This window comes from Caballeronia sp. LZ035 (genome assembly GCF_031451175.1).
Lineage (GTDB): Bacteria > Pseudomonadota > Gammaproteobacteria > Burkholderiales > Burkholderiaceae > Caballeronia.
This window is the reverse complement of the sequence record NZ_JARUXS010000004.1, coordinates 547,654-567,769: the sequence shown is the minus strand read 5'-3', so window position 1 is coordinate 567,769 and position 20,116 is coordinate 547,654. Positions and strand designations below refer to the sequence as shown.

Sequence of the window (20,116 nt, the reverse complement as noted above, 5' to 3'; positions counted from 1 at the left end):
CGAGGTTGGGTCAGCCCTTCTTGTCCCGCAGCGTGATGACGGCCGCGAGCACGACGAGCCCGTTGATGATGTCGCGCACGGCCGGCGGCACGGTCGTACCCGCGAGCAGCGTGCCGAGCGCGGTCAGCAGCAACGCGCCGCCGAACACGCCGAGATAGTGACCGCGCCCGCCGGTGATGAGCGCACCGCCGACCACGACCACCGCGATGGAGGGCAGCAGATACGGATCACCCATGCCGAGGAACGCCTGCGAACTGAACCCGGCGAGCAGCAGACCGACCACCGCCGAGCACAGTCCGGACAGGCAATACACCGCGATCAGCGTGACGCCGACGCGCACGCCCGAGAGCCGCGCGGCAACAGGCGAGTTGCCGACCGCATACACGCGCCGCCCGAACGGCGTGCGATGCAGCAATAGCAACGCAATGACGAGAAACACCGGCACGCTCCACGCCGCGAGCGACAGCGGCCCGATGCGGCCGTTGGTGAACTCACTGATGCCCGGCGGCGACCAGCCTTGCGGCGAGCCATTGCAATAGATCAGCGTCAGGCCTTGCAGCAGACCGTTGGCCGCGAGCGTGACGACGATGGGCGGCAAGCCCAGCATCACCACGCCGACGCCGTTGAACACGCCCACCAGCAGACCGACGGCCAGCACCACCGGCACCGCCCACACGGCTGCGCCGTTCATGCCGTGCGTAAGCCCGGTGAGCAACACACCGGACAGGGTGATGAGCCAGGGCATCGACAGGTCGAGGCCGCCGGTCAGGATGACGGCGCCCTGCCCGAGGCCAAGGATCGCGAGAAACAGCGTCAGCGTGAGCAGGCTGCTGTAGAAGTTCGCGCTCGCCAGCACACCCGGGCCGTAGACAATCGCCGTGATGACGACCACGCCGAAAAACAGCGCATAAGCGGGCACGACATACTTGACCCATTCGCGATTGCGCTCGATCCAGTCCGCGAGCGGCCGCCCCTTCAGCTCGGTGTTCTCCAGCGCGCGGAAGTCGTTCACTTCGAACCGCACGCGGCGCGCGTTCCGGTCGTCGCGCGCACGCGTGCCGGTGCGTAGCGCCTTCAGCCACTGCGCCGCGTGCCGCACGCTTTCGTGCGCCGCCGATTGCTTGCCGATCGACGAGCCGAGCACCGCGAGAATCAGGATCACCGCTTCGGCGATCGTCGTGAAGAACGCGGAGACGTTCAGCACGAGCAGGATGTTCACGGTGATCATCAGCGTCATCGCGGCGAACACCGTGCCGACACAACCGCCTCGTCCACCGCCCAGCAAGGTGCCGCCGAGCACCACGGCCGTGAACATCGAGAGCAGCAGCGGCCGGCCGACGAGCGGATCGGCCGAGCCGGTCTGTGCCGACACGTACAGCCCCGCCGCCGCGTAGAACATGCCCGCGAGCGCATAGGTCGCGACGCGGTAGCGCGTGACCGGCATGCCGTTCGCGTAGGCGCCTTCCGGGTCGCTGCCGAGCGCATACAGGCCCACGCCGAAGCGCGTGCGCCGCACGAACGACCAGACCAGCAGCGCGAGAATCAGCAAGGCTGCGGACATCGGCATCTTGTCGGGGATGAGATCGGACGTGAGCAGGCCGCCGAACTGCTCGCCGACGCTTCCGCCCGGCTTGTTCTGGATCAGCAGCGTGACGCCCTGCACCATGAACATGGTCGCGAGCGTGACGACAATCGACTGCAATCTGAACCACGCGATGAGCGCGCCGTTGATCAGCCCGATGCCGCCGCCGATCGCGATGATCAGCGCGACGCCGGCCCATTGTTCGACGGGCGAGCCCTGCACGAAGCGCACGGCCAGCACGTTGGCGAGCGACACCAACGCCGACGCCGACAGATCGAAGCCGCCCGACAGCACGACGATGGTCTGTCCGATGGCCGCAAGCGCAAGCGTGGTCGCGCTCGATATGACCGAGCCGATGTCGTACAGACCCACGGGCGTCGCGGACAGCGCGATCCACGCGCCGAGCATCGCGAGCAGCGCGCACACGGCGATGATGAGCCCGCGATGATGATCGATGCGCGCGCCCCATCCCACGCGCGCGCCCGGGCGCACGATCTCGCTGTCGGGAGCGGCAACGGCAGTCTTCATGAAATCCCTCTCAGCTGGAAAGCATCTTGCGCATCACGTTCTCTTCGGTGAGCGCGTCGCCCGACAATTCGCCCGCATTGCGTCCGCGATACATGACCGACACGCAATCGCACACGTTCACGAGTTCGGGCACGTCGGTCGAATAGAACAGCACGGCGCCGCCGGCTGCGGCGAAGGCGCGCATCAATACGAAGATCTGATGCTTGGTGCCGACGTCGATGCCGCGCGTCGGATCGAACATCAGCCAGACGCGGCTCTGGGTGAGCAGCCACTTGGCCATCGCGATCTTCTGCTGGTTGCCGCCCGAGAACGACAGGCACGGCTTGTAGAGCGCGCGCGGATTCACTTCCATCTGCGCGAGCGAACGGCGGATGGCGGCCTGCTCACGCTTGCGGTCGATCAGCCCGAAACGCGCATAGCGGCCGATCACCGGCAGCGACACGTTCTCCCCGCCGGGCAGGCGCAGAAACAGGCCTTCGGTCTTGCGGTCCTCCGGCAGGAAGCTCGTCGATACACCGGCTTTCAACGAATCGGCAGTGGACGTCAGCGTGACCGGCTTGCCGTCGATGCGCAGTTCGCCTTCGTCCAGATAGGCCGCGCCGAACAGCGCTTCGAACAATTCGCGCTGGCCCATGCCCTGCAATGCCGCGATACCGTGTACCTCGCCCGCGCGCAGCGTCAGGTCGAAGTCGCTCACCACGCCGTCGATGCGCACGCCGCGTGCTTCGAGTGCCGGCGCCGCCTGTGCCGCAGGCTCGGCTGAAACAGCGGGCGCAACCTTCGGCGGATACTTCGCCTCCAGCGAGCGGCCGATCACGAGCCGGATAACTTCATCGTCCGAGATCGCGGCAGTATCGAACGCGCCCACATCGCGGCCATTGCGATACACCGTGAGGCTGTCGCAGAACTCGCGCACCTCCTGCATCCGATGCGAGATGAACACGAAGGTCACGCCCTTCGCCTTCAGTTCCTCGATGCGCCGCGCCAGCCACGCGACGTCGCGGCCCGAGAGCGCCGAGGTCGGCTCGTCGAGCAGCAGCACGTCCGGCTCACGCGCGATGGCCTTCGCAATCTCGATCTTCTGCCGCACCGGCAAGGACAGATCGCGGATATACGCGCCGGGCCGCACGTCGGCGAGTTCGAGACGTTCGAGCCATTCCGCCGTCCTGCGTTGCGCCTCGCGCGTACGAATGCGCCCGAGCAAACCGGTCGGCTCGTGCGCCAGCAGCAGGTTCTGCGCGACCGTCAGATCGCGCACCAAGGTCATCTCCTGGAAGGCCGTCTGCACGCCGGCGCGATGCGCGTCCTGCGGGCTCTTCATCGTCACGTCGCGGCCCATGACGCGCATGCTGCCCGCGTCCGGCGCGATCAGCCCCGACAGCAGCTTGACCGTCGTTGACTTGCCCGCGCCGTTTTCGCCGAGCAGCGCATGCACCGCGCCGCGCTTCACGCGGAACGATGCCCCGTCGAGCGCGACCGTTGCGCCGAAGCGCTTCGTCACGTTCGCGAGATCGATGGCCAGCGCCGCATCGTTCATGATCGCCTCAGTCCTGATTGCCGGTAAGCGCCGCGTTGAAGCCGACTTCCTTCGTGTCGTCCGAATAGATGTCGGCGAACCAGCCCGGCGGCACCTTGTCAGGCGGAAACGCGGTGCAGCCGGCCTTCAGTTCGTCGATGCTGCCGGTCTTGCAGAGCTTCGATTCAGCCGTCAGCACGAGCGGCAGCTTGAGCGTCACGCGCGCCGGAAAGTCCCCGCCGTCGAGCTTCTTCACGGCCATCTTGAGCGCCATCGCGCCGGAGTAAGGCGGCGCGCCGTAAGAGATCGAGCGATAGCCGATGGAACGGTACGCGCCCTGCCCCTTCACTTCGCCCGGCGGCAGCATCTGCACGCGATGCCCGTTCGACGATTCCCCCGCGCACGGCTTGATCTTGTCGTCGGCGATGCCCGCGTCGAGCTGCATCGACGCCGCCGTGAAGCAGCCCACCTGCATCCACAGCCCGTCGATCTTGTCCCAGCTGTTGGTCGCGAGAATCTTCGAGAGCTCGGTCTTCGCCGTCGCCTGGCTCCACATGCCGGTGCCCTCCGCGACGATCTTGATGCCCGGGAACTTCGCGAACACCGCCTTGGCCGCTTCCGTACGGGCACGGTCCACCGAGGTGCCCGGCACGCCGTTGATCAGCACGATGTTGCCCTTGCCGTTCAAGGTCTTCGCGAGCCATTCGGCGGTGACGGTGCCGGCCTGATGCTGGTCGATGGTTACGTTGTGCGCGCACGGCTCGGTGACTTCGCCGTCATAGGCCGCGACCACGACGCCCTTCGAACAGGCGTTCTTGATCGCGCGGTTGAGCGCGGTCGGCGAGATCGGATAGATGACGATGGCCTTCGCGCCCGCCTGCACCATCGAGTTGATCTGCTGGATCTGCTTCTGCGCGTCCGTGCCTGCCACCTGCACTTCGAGGTCCACCTTGTCCTTGAGCGCGGGCGTGTTGGCCATGGCCTTGACCATGTTCGCCGCTTCCGTCTGCCAGTCGTTGCCGACATAGCTCATCGACAGGAAGATCTTGTACTTGCCCGCCGCATGCGCCTGCATCGGAAGCGCGAGGCTTGCGGCAAACAGCAGGCCGAGCGCCGCCCGGCCCGCATGACGAATCGATTGCGTCCATGCTTTCATGTCATCCTCCGGTGCTTCGTTATGGGTATCCGTGCGTTATTTCGCGACGTGAGGCAAGCGTGCGCTGGCGGGCAACGCGATACCCGCGCTACCGGGCACGACATTCGGGTCGTGTCCGGGTATGACGAAGTCCGCGATCTGGCGAATCCGCGTGAGCGAAGCCATCTCCGCGAAGGTCTCGTGCACGATGCCCACCGGCACGAGATCGACGATGTTCTCCATGCAGTTGGCGCAATCGCCAGCGATCAGCACGACGCCTTCCGCCGTATCCACCGCCACCGACTGATGCCCCGGCGTGTGTCCTGGCGTCGGCACGACGCGCACGCCGGGCACGATGTCGGTCACGCCGTGGACGAACTGCCAGCGAAAATACGCAAGCGGCTCGCGGCCGATCAGGAACTCCTGGTAGTACGTGGCCTGCGTGGGCAGCGGATGGCCCGCGTATTCCCACTCCTTCGCCTGCACGATGAAGCGCGCGTTCTTGAACAGCGTGTTGCCGCCCGAGTGGTCGTAGTGCAGATGCGTGTTGATGACGATATCGACCTCATCCGCGCTCCAGCCCACGTACTCCTTCAGCGCGCGTTCGAGCTTTTCCTCCGGCGCCTGATCGCACGGACAGACGAAGTTCGAGACCCAGCCGGGATCGTGAATGCCGGTATCCACCACGATCTTCTTCGCCGCGCCGACAATCGCCGTCGACCACACCGGCACCTTCAACTGCTGGCCGAAATAGCGGCCATACACCTGCGACGAGCGATCGACGGTGAGCCAGCCGGTCGGCATCGCGACTACTTTGAGCATGGCGTTCACGCTGCCCTCCGCGGTCAGAAGTTGGTGTCGTCGCCGCCCTTGAGCGCGAGCATCGCGCGTGCTTCGGCGGGCGTCGCGATATCGAGCGACAGGCCTTCGATCACCTGGCGGATTTTGCGCACCTGCGCGGCGCTCGAATCCGCAAGCTTGCCCGGTTCGAGCCACAGCGAATCCTCCAGGCCGACGCGCACGTTCGAACCCTGCGCCACGCCGATCGAACCGAGCGGCAGCTGGTTGCGGCCCGCGCCGAGGATCGACCAGACGTAGTCGCTGCCAAAGAGACGGTCCGCCGTGCGGCGCATGTGCGCGAGGTCTTCCGGATGCGCGCCGATGCCGCCCAGCAGCCCGAACACGCTCTGCACGAAGAACGGCGGTTTCGCCAGCTTGCGATCCACGAAATGCGCGAGGTTGTAGAGATGCGAGATGTCGTAGCACTCGTACTCGAAGCGCGTGCCGTTCGCGCTGCACGAGGTCAGGATGTATTCGATGTCCGCGAAGGTATTCTTGAAGACCAGATCGCGGCTGTTCTCCAGATGCTTGCGCTCCCACTCGTACTTGAGATCCTTGAAGCGCTCGAGCATCGGATAGAGCCCGAAGTTCATCGAGCCCATATTGAGCGACGCCACTTCCGGCTTGAAGTGATGCGCGGGCTTCAGTCGCTCGGCCACCGTCATGTGCGGACTGCCGCCGGTCGTGATGTTGATGACCGCATCGGTCTCGGCCTTGATGCGCGGCAGGAACTGCTGGAACACGGCCGGGTCCTGTGTCGGATGGCCGTCTTCGGGATCGCGGGCGTGCAGGTGCAGGATCGCGGCGCCTTCGCGCGCGGCGGCGAGCGCGGCGTCGCCGATCTGCTGCGGCGTGAGCGGCAGATAGGGCGACATGGAAGGCGTATGGATCGCGCCGGTCGGCGCGCAGGTGATGATGACCTTGCGTTTCGTTGCCATGCTGTCCTCGCTGTCTTTTAATGCGTTCAGAGCACTTCGACGTTGCCGCAGACCGAGATCGCCTGTCCCGAGATGCCGCTGCCCGCCGGCGAGCACAGGAACAGCGCGGTCGCCGCGATTTCTTCGGGCGTCGTCATGCGGCGCAGCGAGATCTTCGCGAGATACTGCTGCTCCATCTCTTCGTAGGGAAGGTTCAGTTGCTGGGCGCGGGCGGCGATCACGCGCTCGATGCGCGGGCCCTTCACGATGCCCGGTTGAATGGCATTGACGCGGATGTTCGCGGGCCCGAGTTCAATCGCGAGACTCTTCGTCAGCCCGACGATCGCCCACTTGGTCGCCGCATACGGCGTGCGGAACGCATAGCCGAGGCGCCCGGCCACCGAGGACAGCGCGATGATCGTGCCGCCGCCCTGCGCGTCGCGCAGCAGCGGCACCGCCCGGCGCGCGAAGAAGAACTGCGCGTTCAGATTGACGTCGACGGTCTGCTCCCAGTCCTCCACGTCGATCTCGTCGATGCCGCCCGTCGGACCCGCGATGCCCGCGTTGTTCACCAGCACGTCGAGGCCGCCGAGTTCGCGCTGCACATCGGCGAATACGCGCTCGACGGCGTCCTTGTCGGCGACATCGGCGAGCGTCGAGGTGATCGCATTGCACTCGGTGCGCGCTTCCGCCTCGGTCAGCGCCGCGATGGCGTCCGGGCTCGCGTCGCAGACATGCACGCGCGCACCGGCATCGATAAAGGCGCGCGCAATCACCAGGCCGATGCCCGACGCGCCGCCCGTCACGAGCACGCGCAAGCCCGCGTGCGGCTTCAGCATCTGCAGAACCGTCATTCGCTGTCTCCGTTGTTGTCGTGTGTCAGACGCGCGCCTGCGCATCGTCCTTCGTGTTCGTGTCTTCGCCTGCCAGGCCGAGTTCGCCGCCTTGCAGACGTTCCTGCAGGTCGGCGGCCGCCGCGCCGATGTCTTCCTCGATACCGGCGCGCGCGCCATCGCCGTCGCCGCGCCAGAGCGCTTCGACGATATGACGGTGCGCGGTCATGGATCCGCGCATGTGCGGAATGTCCGGTGCAACCAGATTCAGGAAAGGCCCGATGCGCATCCAGAGGTTCTGGATCGTCGCCAGCGTGAGATCGCTCGCGCCGTGCGTGTAGATGGCAATGTGAAATTCGAAGTTGCTGCGCAGATACGCGGGCGCATCGCCGGCTTCGACGTGCGCGTCCATCGTGTCGAAGATGGCTTGCAAGGCCGTCAGCGATTCGCGCGTCATGCGCGACGCCGCCCGCTTCGCCACCGCCCCTTCCAGCGCAATGCGCACGTCGCGCAGTTCGTCGAGGAGATCGAGTGTCATGGGCGGGACCATCAGCGCACGGCCCGGACCGTCGATCAACGCGCCTTCCGCTTGCAACCGCGTCAACGCGGCGCGCACCGGCATCGTCGATGAACCAACCGCCTCCGCGACGCTGCGCAGACTCAGCAACTGTCCGGGCGCGAAGCGGCCTGTCATGATCGCCTGCCGCAGCTGTGCATAGACGCGGCTCGCCATCGTCTCGCGCGCCACCAGTTCAAGTGCGGGTAAGTCGGTTGTCGAGCGTGTCGCCACCATCGCCTCCGTGCTTGCGTCCGGCTGCCGGGATGTCGTACGTTTCGTGTGACCTGTGATCACATCACGCGATGATGAGAGTGTCCGACTGATACGCCTTGTGCGTCAACCGTCGATTGCTAGGTGAAAACGCGGACAGGGTGGCCCGCGTTCGGTTTATTCGAACCGGGCCTGTACCGCGCGCTGGATTTCCGCGAACGCCACCGGCTTCACGAAGTGATGATCGAAGCCGGCGTCCTTCGAGCGTTGCCGATCAGCCGCCTGCCCATAGCCCGTCACGGCGATGAGCAGCGCATCCGCGGTGGCGGGGCGCGCACGCATTTCGGCGGCGAGTTGATAGCCGTCCATGCCGGGCAGACCGATGTCGAGCAGCACGATATGCGGCATGAAGGCATCGGACAACGCGAGGGCCGCGTGCGCATCATGCGCCGTGCGCACGTCGTAGCCATCCACTTCGAGCAGCAGCGACATGGCGGTCGCGGCGTCCACGCTGTCGTCGACGAGCAGCACGCGCCTGCCGCCGCTCGCGCTCGCGGGCGCGGCGCTCGCGTCACGCGCGACCAGTGCGACGTCCTTCGCCAGTGGCAGCCACACGATGAATTCGCTGCCTTGCTGCGGCCCGGCCGAGAACGCCTCGATGCGCCCGCCCTGCAATTCGACGAGCGTCCGGGCCAGCGGCAAGCCGATGCCCAGTCCGCCTTCCGAGCGTTCCAGCGAGGTCTCCGACTGCACGAACAGGTCGAAGATATGCGGCAGCATGTCCGCGGCAATGCCGATGCCCTTGTCACGCACGGCAATGCGCACCTCGTCGCCGAACTGCTCGAACTCGACGGTGATCTCGCCTTCCTCGAGGCTGTACTTCGACGCGTTCGACAGCAGGTTGCCAAACACCTGCGCGAGCCGCACGTTGTCGCCGGTGATGTAGAGCGGCGCATCGGGCCATGCGACGTGCAATGCATGGCGCTTGCGTTCGAGCGCGGGCTGCACGGTTTCGATGGCCGCCGCGATCGCCGCCGAGAGATCCACCGTTTCCTGGCGCAGCGTGATCTTGCCTTGCGTGATGCGCGCGACGTCGAGCAGATCGTCGACGAGACGGCTCAGATGCCGCACCTGCCGGTCGATGATCGCGCGCACCGTCGAAAAGTGCTGCGCGGACGGCGCGCGGTCGGGATCGAGCAGGTCCACCGCGTTGCGAATGGGCGCGAGCGGGTTGCGCAACTCGTGCGCGAGCATGGCGAGGAACTCGTCCTTGCGGCGGTCCGCTTCGCGCAACAGCAGTTCGGCGGCCTTGCGTTCCGAGATGTCGTTGACGATCCCCGCAATCCGGTACGACCGCGCCGGATGCCCTGCTGCGCCAGGCACCTGAAAGGCCCGCTCGGCGACCCAGCGCGGTCCGCCGCTCGCGCGCATGATGCGGTACTCCACTTCGTAAGGCGTGCCGTTCGCAAGCAGTTGCCGATACGCCGCGGCCACATGATCGCGGTCGAGCGGCAGGATGTCGCCCGACCAGTGATCCGGACCGGGCGCAGGTGCAGGCGCACCGTTGCCGGTGTCGAACAGATGCCCGTACGCGGGGCTCACATAGAGCAGCGCGTTGGACGCGGGATCGAGCATCCAGAAGACATCGTCGATATTCTCGGCCAGCTGGCGAAAGCGTTCTTCGCTCTCGCGCAGCGCATTCTCGGCGAGCCGCGCGCGCAATAGCGCGCGCACGTGCGCAATCAGTTCAGCGGGCTCGACCGGCTCGGTCAGGTAGCTGTCCGCGCCGCCTTCGAGACCGCGAATCCGGTCGAGGCTATGCACGGCCGCCGCCGAGGTTTGCAGCACCAGCGTGCCCGCCGTCTCCGGCGCTGCCTTGATCTGCCGGCACACTTCGAGTCCGTTGATATCGGGCAGCTTCACGTCGAGCAACACGAGATCCGGCGCTTCGGCGCGCACGCGCTCCAGTGCGCCATTGCCGGTGGCGGCCTCGATCACGTTGAAACCCGCACGCGACAGGATGCGTGTCTTGGCATAGCGCGCGCCGTCGTTGTCGTCGACGTTGAGGATCAGCACGTCGTTCCAGTCGCTTCTCATGAGGCCAGGCTCCCGTCGCGGTGCATGCGCGTCACGGCACTCAACGCGTCCGGCAAGCCGCTGCCGCCGACCGGTTCTTCAACGAAGGCCGCGGCGCCGAGCGCCTGCGCTTCGCCGCGATCGTCCGCCTGCCCGAGCACGACGATCGGGATATCGCGCATGGCTGCCTGCGCGCGCAACGCCGCCAGCCAGATCCACGCCTCGGACGGCGCCGGACGCGCCGCGAGCAACAGCGCGGCGGGCTGGGTCCGTGCCAGCAGCCGGCCGGCTTCATCGAGCGTCGCGGCCGTGATCGTCCGATACGGCGACGCACGCAGCGCCGCCTCGCAATCGAGCCGTTCGACCGGGCTGCTCGCGACGATCAGCACGGCCGGCCGGGTATCGCCCGCGGCGTGATGGGCGGCCCCGACATCTGCGCCATAGTGCGCGGGAATCGTCGCGCTGAAGACCGAGCCGCGCCCCGCTTCGCTCGTCAGCGACACATCGCCGCCAAGCAGCTTGCACAGCTTGCGGCACAGCGGCAGACCGAGCCCGGTGCCCTTCACATACTGTTGCAGCCGGTTCTCGACCTGGCCGAACTCTTCGAAGACCACTTGCTGATGCTCCGGTGCAATGCCGATGCCCGTATCGCTGACCGAGAACGTGATCAGCCGGCGCGCCTCGTCGTAGCTCGCGGCCACCCGCACCTCGCCGCGCTCCGTGAACTTGAGCGCGTTCGAGACGAAGTTGCGCAGCACCTGCGCGACCTTCGCTTCATCAGTGTGGATGGGCGGGAGGCCGTCGCAGTCCTCGAAGATCAGCTCCACCGCGCCGCCGGGCGACAGCGGCCGCAACATGCCGCGCAGCGCTGAAAAAAGCACGTCGACTTCGAACTCCGCCGGACGGACTTCAATCTTGCCGGCTTCGATCTTCGCGAGATCGAGCAGGTCATCCACCGTTTCCGAGAGATCTTCCGCCGCCTTGCGAATGAAGCGCACCTGCTTTTCCTGTTCGCCCGTCAGATCGCCGTCGATACGCTCCAGCAGCAGCTTCGACAGCGCCCGAATGGACGACAGCGGCGTGCGGAACTCGTGGCTCATGTTGGACAGGAAGCGCGACTTCGATTCGTCAGCGCGGCGCAGATGATCGGCGCGCGCGTCGAGTTCCGCATAGAGCGCGACCACGCCGCGATTGGTGTCCTCCAGTTCGCGCGTGAGCCGCGTCAGCTCTTCCTGCCGCTCGCGCAGGTCGGCGAGCGCGGCAATCAGCTCGCGGTTCTGGCGCTGCAATTCGTCGATCGTGTTTCCACCCGACTGACGCGCGAGCGTCTGCGCGACGCGTTGCAAGATCGCGTCGTCGACATGCACGGACTCGGGCAACGCCTTCGCGAGCGTGACCGACGTGCCGCCGTCCGCTTCATCAGCGATCGCGCATTCGTCCATCAGACGCTGCGCCGCCAGCAGTCCCAGCGTCGCCTGCGAATCGTCCGGGTTCAAGGCGCGCAAACGCTCGCCGGCGCCGCTTTTGAAGCGCACGATAAAGCGCGGCGGCCGCGCGGCGGCGTCCACGAAGAAGTTGGCATGCGGCGCGTGGCCTGCGAGCTGCACCGTGCGCGCCACTTCCAGCACCGACGTGGCGATGCGCGTCTGCTCTTGCGGCGTAAAGCCGAGCGCGGCGCTCGCTTCGCGGGCCTTCATGCGCGCGGCGACGACGTCGTGTTCGCCTTCCAGCGGCATCGCGTAGAGCGGCCGCATGATTACGCGCCTCCCGTCGCGCGGGCGACGAAGACGGTGATATCGTCACGGCCGCGCGCGAAGTCGCGATACAACAGCGCGGCGACGAGCGCCGGATGACGCATGGCGATGCCCGGATAGCGCGCCAGGTCCCAGCGCGTCGCGAGCCCGTCCGAATGCAGCACGACGAGCGCGTTCGGCGGATAAGGCACGTCGAAAATCTGCGCCCGCCGCGACCCATGCCCGACGATGCCGCTATGCGACACCAGATGCCGGTGCGACGCCTCCGTCCACACGCTCGCCGAAATATTGCCGATGCCCGCGAACGTGACCGGCATGCCCGCCTTCGCCCCGGACGCCGGCATGCGCGCGATCCCGACCGCCGCGCCGCGCGTGGCACGCAGCGCGTCGTTGGCGAGGTCCATGATGCGGTCGAGCGGCTGTTCGCCGTGCGTGCCGAGCACCTTGGCTGCCTCGACCGACGCGAGGTTCGCGAGCGGCCCGTGGCCGAGACCGTCGGCCACCATCACGGTGAATTCGCCTTCGTGCGCGTGACATGACCAGGCATCGCCGGACACGGTTTCCGTTTGCAGCGGCAGATTGACGACGCCGTAGCTCAACGGCGCGGCCGGCGTGCCGGCGGGCGCGGGCGTATTCCAGAACACGACGCGCAGCAGCGTGCCCTGGCCCGGGGCGCTCCAGATATCGAGTTCGTCGGAAAGACGCTCGATCGCGCCCATGCCCGTGCCGGCGCTGCCGGCGGTGGTGTAGCCATCCTGGAAGCAGCGATAGAGATCCTGAATGCCCGGCCCGCCGTCGATGCACAGCACCTCGATGCCGTAGCGTGGCGCGGCGGTTGCGCTGCTGTCGGCGAGCGGCCGCACCAGCAGTTCGCCGCGCTGGGCGTGCTTGAGCAGATTCGTACCGCATTCCGTGACGACGATGGCCAGCTCGCCCGCGATGGTCTCGTTGAAGCCGAGCCCGCGCGCAAGCTCGCCGATCGAGCGCCGCGCATGGGCGATCTGCGTCGCCTCGGCGATCTCGTAGCGCTGCTGCGCGGCCATCGATTCCTTCAAAAGGGTTTCCATTTGGTGATCGAAACGTGCGTGCCCTCGCCCGGCGCCGAGCGGATTTCGAACTCGTCGCACAGGCGCTTCGCGCCTCCGAGACCGAGACCCAGACCGCCGCCCGACGTGAAACCGTCCGACAGCGCGCGCTGAATGTCCGGAATGCCGGGACCGTTGTCGACGAACTCGAGCTTGAGTCCGCGGCGGCCGTTGCGCTCGACGACATAGCAATGCGCGTCGCCGCCGCCTCCGTAGATCAGCGTATTGCGTGCCAGCTCGCTGGCCGCCGTCACGAATTTGGTCTGATCGATGAGCGAGAGGCCCTGCGCAACCGCTTTTTGCCGCAGGAACTGGCGCAGACGGACGATCTGCTCGTCATTGCGAATGGGCAGCGTGTCGGGCGGCGACGAGGACGCCGGCGCCGCGGTGGAATGGAAGGTGGTCATGAAGTCGTTTGCATGCCGCCGTCAGAACGGGCTGCTGCCGGTCAGCAACGCCATGCCCTTCTCCACATTGAGCGCCGTGCGCACGCCGGTCAGCGTGAGACCGAGCTCGACCAGCGTGATGGCGACGGACGGCTGCATGCCTACCACGACCGTGTCGGCATCGAGCACGCGCGCCATCGCGGCGGTGTTGCCGATCATGCGGCCGATGAAGGAATCGACCACGTCGAGTGCAGAAATGTCGATCAGCACGCCCTTGGCGTTGTCCTTCACGATGCGGCTCGTCAGGTCGTCCTGGAGCGTGAGCGCGAGCCGGTCGTGCATGTCCACCTGGATGGTGACGAGCAGCAGCTTGCCCATCGTGAGAATTGGAATGCGTTCCATCGCTTCGGTCCCGTTCAGTCGCGTGACGTGTCGTGTGTGCTCAGAATGGCGTGGTGACGCGTCATTCGGGTTGCAGCGAATCGTGGGCATCGGCGGGGCGCACACCGCGTCCGCCGCGTGCGCCGTCCGGCGCGCCGACGCCCGCCACGGACTTGCCGGTGCGTTGCAGCGCGACCACGAAAGCCGCCGCGAGCGTGGCCTTGGTCGTGACGTTCGAGAGGTTCACGCCGAGATGCACGATGGTCTGCGCGATTTGCGGGCGAATGCCGCTGATGATGCAGTCCGCGCCCATCAGGCGCGCAGCCGCGACGGTCTTGAGCAGATGCTGCGCGACGAGCGTATCGACGGTGGGCACGCCGGTGATGTCGATGATCGAGATGGATGCGCCGGTCTCGACGATCTTCTGCAACAGGTTTTCCATCACGACCTGGGTGCGTGCGGAATCGAGCGTGCCGATCAGCGGCAGCGCGAGAATGCCGTCCCACAGTTGCACGACGGGCGTGGACAGTTCGAGCAGTTCCTGCTGCTGGCGCACGATCACTTGCTCACGGCTCGCCTGGAACACTTCGGTGGTGTACAGGCCGAGTTCGTCGAACAGCGTGCTGATCATCCAGGTGAGATCGGCGAGCGTTGCTGCGTCGTTTTTGAGCGCCTCACGCAGGCGCACGAAGAGCGGCTGCTTGAGCGAGAACACGAACATCGCGGTTTCGACTGGCGTGAAACCCTGGCGCGCGCGCTGTGACGACATGTCGGCGAGGAATGCGCGGACTTCCTGCCAGGCGGGCGCCTTGAAATCGACCCGTTCGTCTGTGCCGAGTGCGTCCGTCAGCAAGGCGACGAATTGCGAAAACTGATTGCGCAATTCCGCTTCGCCGACCAGCCCGCGCCGCGACGCGATCGCGTGCTGCTGCGCGAACCACTCCGCGAACAGCGCTTCCTGGTTGCTGTTGAACAATTGGGCAAGCCGCATTCCGCCGACCATTTCCATGCCGAGATCCTTGTGCGTGTTGGTTCGATCGGGCAACGTGGCCCGCCATCGTTATCTGTTATCTGGTATTGCGCTGCCGCGCGCGCCGCGAGGCGCCTCGAAGCAACGCAAAGGCGCTCGGAATGTAGCACGCCATCCCGAAAATCGACAGTCCGGAAAGCCTTTATGGATAAGGGATTCGCGGATTTTTACGGGCGTCGACGAATGGGCGCCGAAGGAATCGGCAATTGCTTCCGGACGTTCGCCCGTGCGTGGACAAATAGCGGTCAAAAATCCAGACGGCGGGCGGCTTAGTCGGACAGCAGGAAGAGTTCGAGGGCTGGGAGGCTGATGGGTTTGAGGAGAAAGCCGTCGAAGTCGGTGACGCCGCTGCCTTCGATGATGTCGGTATGGCCGGTCATGGCGATGATGCGTGCGTCGCTGCTTGGGCCGGCGGCGCGGATGGCGCTGCAGATTTCGCGGCCGTCGGCGTCGGGCAGGGAGATGTCGAGGAAGATGCGGTCGAAGCGCTCGCGCGAGGCCAGCGCGAGACCGGCGGCGCCGTCATGCGCGACGGCTGCGGTGTGGCCCAGCCCGCTTGCGATATCGACGAGGGTCTCGATGCAAGCGTGGTTGTCGTCGACGAAGAGCAGGTTCATCGTGACTGGCTCCGATTCTGCGGATGACACGAACGCGCCTCGGGCGGCGTGGAGCACAGTGTAGTGCATCGTGCCGGGCGCGCGCGACTTCACGGCGGAGGCGCGCGAGGCTTTGTCCGCGATGCGCTGGCAAGGTGCGTGGGCCGATGCCGTGCGCAATGCCGTGTATAGCAGCGGGATTATTTTTCCGGCTGGGGTGCGGTGCAATACTCGGGCGCACTATCCATCCGATCCCGCTGGAGCGCATATGGCCCACACCGTTCATCCCGTCGACGAAGTGCTGCCTTTCGGCCAGATGCTGGCGGTCGGCATCCAGCACGTGCTGGTGATGTACGCGGGCGCGATTGCGGTGCCGCTGATCATCGGTGCGGCGCTGAAACTGCCGAAGGACCAGGTGGCGTTTCTGATCAGCTCGGATTTGTTTGCGTGCGGCATCGTCACGCTGGTGCAGTGTCTCGGGGTGTGGAAGTTCGGCATCCGGCTGCCGGTCATCATGGGCGTGAGCTTTGCGCCGGTCGGGCCGATGGTCGCGATGGCGTCCTCTGGCGCGGGCATTACGGCGATCTTCGGCGCGACCATTGCCGCGGGCGTGTTTGCGATTCTGATCGCGCCGTTTTTTGGCCGCCTGATGCGTTTCTTTCCACCGATTGTCACCGGCACGATCATCCTGACGATTGGCATGACGTTGTTTCCTGTGGCGATCAACTGGGCCGGTGGCGGACGCGGCGCGGCGAACTTTGGCGAGCCGCGCAACCTGCTGGTCGCGGTTATCGTGCTGCTGGCGATTTTGCTGATCAACAAGTACTTGAAGGGCTTTATCGCCAACATCTCGGTGCTAATCGGGATGGCGATTGGCTTCGTGCTGGCCTTGCCGTTTGGTTTCGTCGATTTCTCGGGGATTGGTCAGGCGGCGTGGTTCGCGCCGGTGCGGCCGTTCGCGTTCGGCATGCCGAGTTTCGATCTCGCGGCGATTGCTTCGCTGTGTCTGGTGATGGTCGTCATCATGGTGGAATCGCTCGGGATGTTTCTTGCGCTGGGCGATCTGACGATGCGGCCGGTATCGCGCAATGACGCCACGCGCGGGTTGCGGACTGACGGGCTTGGTACTGTGATCGGCGGGATCTTCAATACGTTTCCGCATTCGTCGTTTTCGCAGAATATCGGGCTCGTGGGGATTACTGGCGTGAAGAGCCGCTGGGTGGTCGCGGTTTCGGGGGTCATTCTGATTTTGCTTGGGTTGCTGCCAAAGCTGTCCAATCTGATTGCTTCGATTCCGGTCGTGGTGCTGGGGGGCGCGGGGATCGCCATGTTCGGGATGGTGGCGGCGACCGGGGTCAAGATCCTTTCCAAAGTGGATTTCGAGAGCAAGAACAATCTGCTCATTATTGCTATCAGCCTTGGAGTGGGGGTTATTCCGCTCGTCGCGCCTTCGTTTTTTGCTCATATGCCCGTGTGGGCTGGGCCGCTTACGCATAGCGGGATTACGCTCGCCGCTGTGTTTGCGATTCTGCTTAACGCATTGTTCAATCGCGGGCGCGATGGGCGGGAGGTGGGGGAAGCCATCGCTGCCGAGATTCCCTTAAGCCTCGGGAAGGGGCGTGAGGATGCTGTGTCAGGGGAGTGAGGGATTTTGCGCTTGTTGTTGTTGTTGTTGTTCGCTTGCGCTTCGGGGGACTCTCTGCTTTCGCGTTGGTCTGTTGGCATTGCCCCTCCCCGGGGCGGGATCCTTCGCGCTGAGCCTTTGCGTGATTCCTTGTGTTTGCCATACGCTTCCATGGACTTCCCGTTATCACGTCGGTCTATTAGCACTGCCCCTCCCCGGGGCGGGGGTAACTTTCTTTGCGGCTGCAAAGAAAGTCACCAAAGAAAGCAGCTTTCTTACCGCCCAAGGACCACCCAGCGGCGCGACACAGAAACACCTCACTGGCCCTGCACTAGCGAGTGCCCTCATAGGCCCCGCCGGGCGTGGACCGCGGACCCACTGTGAAATCGCACCACTGAACAGACTGGTGCAGCCATTGAAAGCGCCGGCCCAGCGCTACGCGCTGCCGAAGGGTATGCAAGGGAAACCAACGAGGGGCGGGGCGGGGCGGTACAGTGAGATGGACGCGTTAGCCGAGATGGATGGGTCAGCAAGCAAGCACCGGCAGACCCGATTGACCGGACGGCGGCGCGTAGCGCAGCGCCGGAGCATTCAGGCGCTGCACCAGTCAGTTCAATGGTGCGATGTCACAGTGGGTCCGCGATCCAAGCCCCGGTAGGCCTATGAGGGCACTCGCTAGTGCCGGGCCAGAAACAAGGTTCTGTGCTGCGCCCGTAACCTGACCTTGGGCGGTAAGAAAGCTGCTTTCTTTGGTGACTTTCTTTGCAGCCGCAAAGAAAGTTACCCCCGCCCCGGGGAGGGGCAGTGCAAGCAAACCGACGCGAAAACGGGAAGTCTATGAAAGGGCAAGCGTAGGAAATGAGGCGGTTGAAAGTGAGTTTGAGGGTTCAGCAAGGAAGCACGAACAGACCTGATTGACCGGTCGGCGGCGCGAAGCGCAGCGCCGGAGCATTCAGGCGCTGCACCAGTCAGTTCAGTGGTGCGATTTCACAGTGGGTCCGCGATCCAAGCCCGGTGTGGCCTATGAGGGCACTCGCTACTGCCGGGCCAGAAACAAGTTTCTGTGCTGCGCCCGTAACTTGACCTTGGGCGGGAAGAAAAGCTGCTTTCTTTGGTGACTTTCTTTGCAGCGGCAAAGAAAGTTACCCCCGCCCCGGGGAGGGGCAGTGCTAATAGACCGACGTGATAACGGGAAGTCCATGGAAGCGCAGGCGAACACAAGCAACCTACGCGAAGGGTCGAGAGCGCAAAACCCCGCCCCGGGGAGGGGCAGTGCCACCAGACCGACGCGAAAACGGGAAGTCCATAGAAGCGCAGGCAAACCCCAACCAGCGCCAGCGAACAAACCGCGTGCGACCACACTGAACCCAGACAAAAACCCAATTACCATACACAAGAAGACCAAAATCCGAACAGCCGTAAAGGCAAGACCAATGCCCCTAGCCCTTTGGCTTGTGCCAGCATCGATAGCGATCATCTACGCCATAGCCTTGGCGGGGCTGTATTGGCTGCAGGTTCGCCTGGTCTACCCACTCGAACAGATCGCAGCATTGCAAAACCAGGACCTGGAAGATCAAACAAGCGCCGTCAGCATCAAAACCGACGATGGCATCACTCTGACGATGCGCTACCACCCTGCCCCTGACAAAACCACCCCCACGATCATCCTTTTCCACGGCAATGGCGAAGACCTCTTCCAGCGAGGCCACATCGCGCTAGAGATGATCGAAGCCGGCTACGGAATATTGCTAGCCGAATACCGCGGCTACGGCGGCAACCCTGGCAAACCGAGCGAACCCGGCCTCTACGCCGATGCACGCGCCGCGTATGCCTTCGTATCGGCCCGTTCCGAAAACATCATCCTGCACGGATACTCATTGGGCTCCGGCGTAGCGGTCCAGCTTGCAACCGAGCGACCCGTCACCGCGCTGATCCTGGAAGCGCCCTTCACCAGCATTGTCGATGTCGCCGCCCGACGCTTCCCCCTCTTCCCCGTACGCACGCTCGCCCGCGACCGCTACGACAGTCTCACAAAGATCGCCTCCGTCCAGGCACCGCTCCTGATCTACGGCGGCACCGCCGACGGCGTCATCCCGCCCGATCAGTTCCAGCGCCTGCACGACGCCGCGCGCGCCGAAAAGCGCATCGCGCTGATAGAAGGCGCCGATCACCTCAACGTGTGGACCCACGGCGGCCGCGACCACGTCATGCAATTTCTCGCATCGCTGCCCGCCACGCGCGCGGAGCGCGTTTAGCCACCACGCTTACGCGACGCCTTGAGCGTGATCCACGTCGGCGCATGATCGCTCGCATGCGGCTCGCCGCGCACCCAGCTATCGACGCCCGCGCCCGTCAGCTTCTTCGCGAGATCCTCGCTGAGCAGAAGATGATCGATGCGCAGACCCGAATTGGTCTGCCAGTGATTGCGGAAATAATCCCAGAAGGTATATATGCGCTCGTCAGGAAACGTCTTGCGCAGCGCGTCGGTCCAGCCCTGCGCGAGCAGCTCCGCATAGGCCGCGCGGCTTTCCGGTTGCAGCAGCGCATCCTTCTTCCACGATCGCGTGTTGTAGATGTCCTCGTCAGTCGGCACGACGTTGTAGTCGCCCGCCAGCACAACCGGATGGCCGCTGTCCAGCAACGCCCGCGCATGCGCATTGAAGCGCTCGAACCACGCGAGCTTGTAGTCGAACTTCGGACCCGGCTGCGGATTGCCGTTCGGCAGATACAGGCAGCCGATCAGCACACCGCCCACCGCCGCCTCGATATAGCGGCTATGCGTATCGTCCTCGAAGCCCGGCACGCCTTTGCGGCTCAACACCGGCTCCGCGCCCTTCGCAAGGATCGCCACGCCGTTCCACGACGGCTGCCCATGCCACACCGCACCATACCCAGCCTGGGAAATGGCCTCCGCGGGAAACTGCGCATCCGTGGCCTTCAGTTCCTGCAGGCAAACGATGTCGGGCGCTTCGCGTTCAAGCCAGCCCAGCAAGGCAGCAAGCCGCGGACGAATGCCGTTGATATTGAATGTCGCGATCTTCACTCGGAGCCTCTCCATCGAACG

At 65.2% G+C, this 20,116-nt stretch carries 17 protein-coding genes; 2 read left to right on the top strand and 15 right to left on the bottom strand.

The window, feature by feature from the left end; genetic code table 11:
• Positions 1-10 precede the first annotated feature (10 nt).
• The 14 genes from QCE88_RS32960 to QCE88_RS32895 form a co-directional block, all read right to left on the bottom strand.
• A complete protein-coding gene (locus tag QCE88_RS32960; RefSeq protein WP_309909531.1) occupies positions 11-2,110 on the bottom strand; it encodes an ABC transporter permease in 2,100 nt (699 codons plus the stop codon).
• Positions 2,111-2,120: 10 nt separating this feature from the next.
• The gene (locus QCE88_RS32955; protein WP_309909530.1) at positions 2,121-3,647 is read right to left on the bottom strand and encodes a sugar ABC transporter ATP-binding protein; all 1,527 of its coding nucleotides are present in this window, start codon (positions 3,645-3,647) and stop codon (positions 2,121-2,123) included.
• A gap of 7 nt (positions 3,648-3,654) precedes the next feature.
• On the bottom strand, positions 3,655-4,782 hold the full coding sequence (locus QCE88_RS32950) for a sugar ABC transporter substrate-binding protein (RefSeq protein ID WP_309909528.1): 1,128 nt from the start codon (positions 4,780-4,782) through the stop codon (positions 3,655-3,657).
• Between the two features lie 36 nt (positions 4,783-4,818).
• On the bottom strand, positions 4,819-5,592 hold the full coding sequence (locus tag QCE88_RS32945) for an N-acyl homoserine lactonase family protein (protein WP_309909527.1): 774 nt from the start codon (positions 5,590-5,592) through the stop codon (positions 4,819-4,821).
• 14 nt (positions 5,593-5,606) lie between these two features.
• Positions 5,607-6,539, bottom strand: a complete 933-nt coding sequence (locus QCE88_RS32940) for a 3-keto-5-aminohexanoate cleavage protein (RefSeq protein WP_309909525.1) — start codon at positions 6,537-6,539, stop codon at positions 5,607-5,609.
• A gap of 26 nt (positions 6,540-6,565) precedes the next feature.
• The gene (locus QCE88_RS32935) at positions 6,566-7,372 is read right to left on the bottom strand and encodes an SDR family oxidoreductase (protein WP_309909523.1); all 807 of its coding nucleotides are present in this window, start codon (positions 7,370-7,372) and stop codon (positions 6,566-6,568) included.
• A gap of 25 nt (positions 7,373-7,397) precedes the next feature.
• Entirely contained in the window at positions 7,398-8,144 is a 747-nt protein-coding gene (locus QCE88_RS32930) for a GntR family transcriptional regulator (protein ID WP_309909522.1), read from the bottom strand.
• Positions 8,145-8,297: 153 nt separating this feature from the next.
• A complete protein-coding gene (locus QCE88_RS32925; RefSeq protein WP_309909521.1) occupies positions 8,298-10,217 on the bottom strand; it encodes a response regulator in 1,920 nt (639 codons plus the stop codon).
• The gene (locus tag QCE88_RS32920; RefSeq protein WP_309909520.1) at positions 10,214-11,950 is read right to left on the bottom strand and encodes an ATP-binding protein; all 1,737 of its coding nucleotides are present in this window, start codon (positions 11,948-11,950) and stop codon (positions 10,214-10,216) included. Before QCE88_RS32920 ends, QCE88_RS32925 begins: the two co-directional genes overlap by 4 nt.
• 2 nt (positions 11,951-11,952) lie before the next feature.
• Positions 11,953-13,017 carry an ATP-binding protein/SpoIIE family protein phosphatase gene (locus QCE88_RS32915; RefSeq protein ID WP_309909518.1) on the bottom strand — a complete coding sequence of 355 codons (1,065 nt, stop codon included), beginning with the start codon at positions 13,015-13,017 and terminating at the stop codon, positions 11,953-11,955.
• Positions 13,002-13,442: an anti-sigma regulatory factor gene (locus tag QCE88_RS32910; protein ID WP_309909517.1), complete on the bottom strand. Its 441-nt coding sequence runs from the start codon at positions 13,440-13,442 to the stop codon at positions 13,002-13,004. The genes QCE88_RS32915 and QCE88_RS32910 overlap by 16 nt, the downstream gene beginning before the upstream one ends.
• A gap of 21 nt (positions 13,443-13,463) precedes the next feature.
• Positions 13,464-13,823 (bottom strand): STAS domain-containing protein, encoded by a 360-nt coding sequence (locus QCE88_RS32905; RefSeq protein WP_309909516.1) that lies wholly within the window; start codon positions 13,821-13,823, stop codon positions 13,464-13,466.
• Positions 13,824-13,884: 61 nt separating this feature from the next.
• Positions 13,885-14,811 carry an STAS domain-containing protein gene (locus tag QCE88_RS32900; protein ID WP_309910991.1) on the bottom strand — a complete coding sequence of 309 codons (927 nt, stop codon included), beginning with the start codon at positions 14,809-14,811 and terminating at the stop codon, positions 13,885-13,887.
• Positions 14,812-15,101: 290 nt separating this feature from the next.
• Positions 15,102-15,449 (bottom strand): response regulator, encoded by a 348-nt coding sequence (locus QCE88_RS32895; protein WP_309909515.1) that lies wholly within the window; start codon positions 15,447-15,449, stop codon positions 15,102-15,104.
• A gap of 247 nt (positions 15,450-15,696) precedes the next feature.
• On the opposite strand from QCE88_RS32895, the gene QCE88_RS32890 reads away from it, so the two are divergent.
• Together QCE88_RS32890 and QCE88_RS32885 are read left to right on the top strand one after the other, a co-directional pair.
• Positions 15,697-17,073, top strand: a complete 1,377-nt coding sequence (locus tag QCE88_RS32890) for a nucleobase:cation symporter-2 family protein (protein WP_309909514.1) — start codon at positions 15,697-15,699, stop codon at positions 17,071-17,073.
• Positions 17,074-18,485: 1,412 nt separating this feature from the next.
• The gene (locus QCE88_RS32885; protein ID WP_309909513.1) at positions 18,486-19,307 is read left to right on the top strand and encodes an alpha/beta fold hydrolase; all 822 of its coding nucleotides are present in this window, start codon (positions 18,486-18,488) and stop codon (positions 19,305-19,307) included.
• On the opposite strand, the gene QCE88_RS32880 is transcribed toward QCE88_RS32885, so the two are convergent.
• The gene (locus tag QCE88_RS32880) at positions 19,304-20,110 is read right to left on the bottom strand and encodes an exodeoxyribonuclease III (RefSeq protein ID WP_309909512.1); all 807 of its coding nucleotides are present in this window, start codon (positions 20,108-20,110) and stop codon (positions 19,304-19,306) included. The genes QCE88_RS32885 and QCE88_RS32880 overlap by 4 nt on opposite strands.
• Positions 20,111-20,116: the final 6 nt, after the last annotated feature.

Excerpts from the sequence above, each read along its gene's own strand:
- QCE88_RS32960 (WP_309909531.1), bottom strand. The coding sequence starts at position 2,110 with ATGAAGACTGCCGTTGCCGCTCCCGACAGCGAGATCGTGCGCCCGGGC.
- QCE88_RS32955 (WP_309909530.1), bottom strand. The coding sequence starts at position 3,647 with ATGAACGATGCGGCGCTGGCCATCGATCTCGCGAACGTGACGAAGCGC.
- QCE88_RS32950 (WP_309909528.1), bottom strand. The coding sequence starts at position 4,782 with ATGAAAGCATGGACGCAATCGATTCGTCATGCGGGCCGGGCGGCGCTC.
- QCE88_RS32940 (WP_309909525.1), bottom strand. The coding sequence starts at position 6,539 with ATGGCAACGAAACGCAAGGTCATCATCACCTGCGCGCCGACCGGCGCG.
- QCE88_RS32935 (WP_309909523.1), bottom strand. The coding sequence starts at position 7,372 with ATGACGGTTCTGCAGATGCTGAAGCCGCACGCGGGCTTGCGCGTGCTC.
- QCE88_RS32930 (WP_309909522.1), bottom strand. The coding sequence starts at position 8,144 with ATGGTGGCGACACGCTCGACAACCGACTTACCCGCACTTGAACTGGTG.
- QCE88_RS32925 (WP_309909521.1), bottom strand. The coding sequence starts at position 10,217 with ATGAGAAGCGACTGGAACGACGTGCTGATCCTCAACGTCGACGACAAC.
- QCE88_RS32920 (WP_309909520.1), bottom strand. The coding sequence starts at position 11,950 with ATGCGGCCGCTCTACGCGATGCCGCTGGAAGGCGAACACGACGTCGTC.
- QCE88_RS32915 (WP_309909518.1), bottom strand. The coding sequence starts at position 13,017 with ATGGAAACCCTTTTGAAGGAATCGATGGCCGCGCAGCAGCGCTACGAG.
- QCE88_RS32910 (WP_309909517.1), bottom strand. The coding sequence starts at position 13,442 with ATGACCACCTTCCATTCCACCGCGGCGCCGGCGTCCTCGTCGCCGCCC.
- QCE88_RS32905 (WP_309909516.1), bottom strand. The coding sequence starts at position 13,823 with ATGGAACGCATTCCAATTCTCACGATGGGCAAGCTGCTGCTCGTCACC.
- QCE88_RS32900 (WP_309910991.1), bottom strand. The coding sequence starts at position 14,811 with ATGGAAATGGTCGGCGGAATGCGGCTTGCCCAATTGTTCAACAGCAAC.
- QCE88_RS32895 (WP_309909515.1), bottom strand. The coding sequence starts at position 15,449 with ATGAACCTGCTCTTCGTCGACGACAACCACGCTTGCATCGAGACCCTC.
- QCE88_RS32890 (WP_309909514.1), top strand. The coding sequence starts at position 15,697 with ATGGCCCACACCGTTCATCCCGTCGACGAAGTGCTGCCTTTCGGCCAG.
- QCE88_RS32885 (WP_309909513.1), top strand. The coding sequence starts at position 18,486 with ATGCCCCTAGCCCTTTGGCTTGTGCCAGCATCGATAGCGATCATCTAC.
- QCE88_RS32880 (WP_309909512.1), bottom strand. The coding sequence starts at position 20,110 with ATGGAGAGGCTCCGAGTGAAGATCGCGACATTCAATATCAACGGCATT.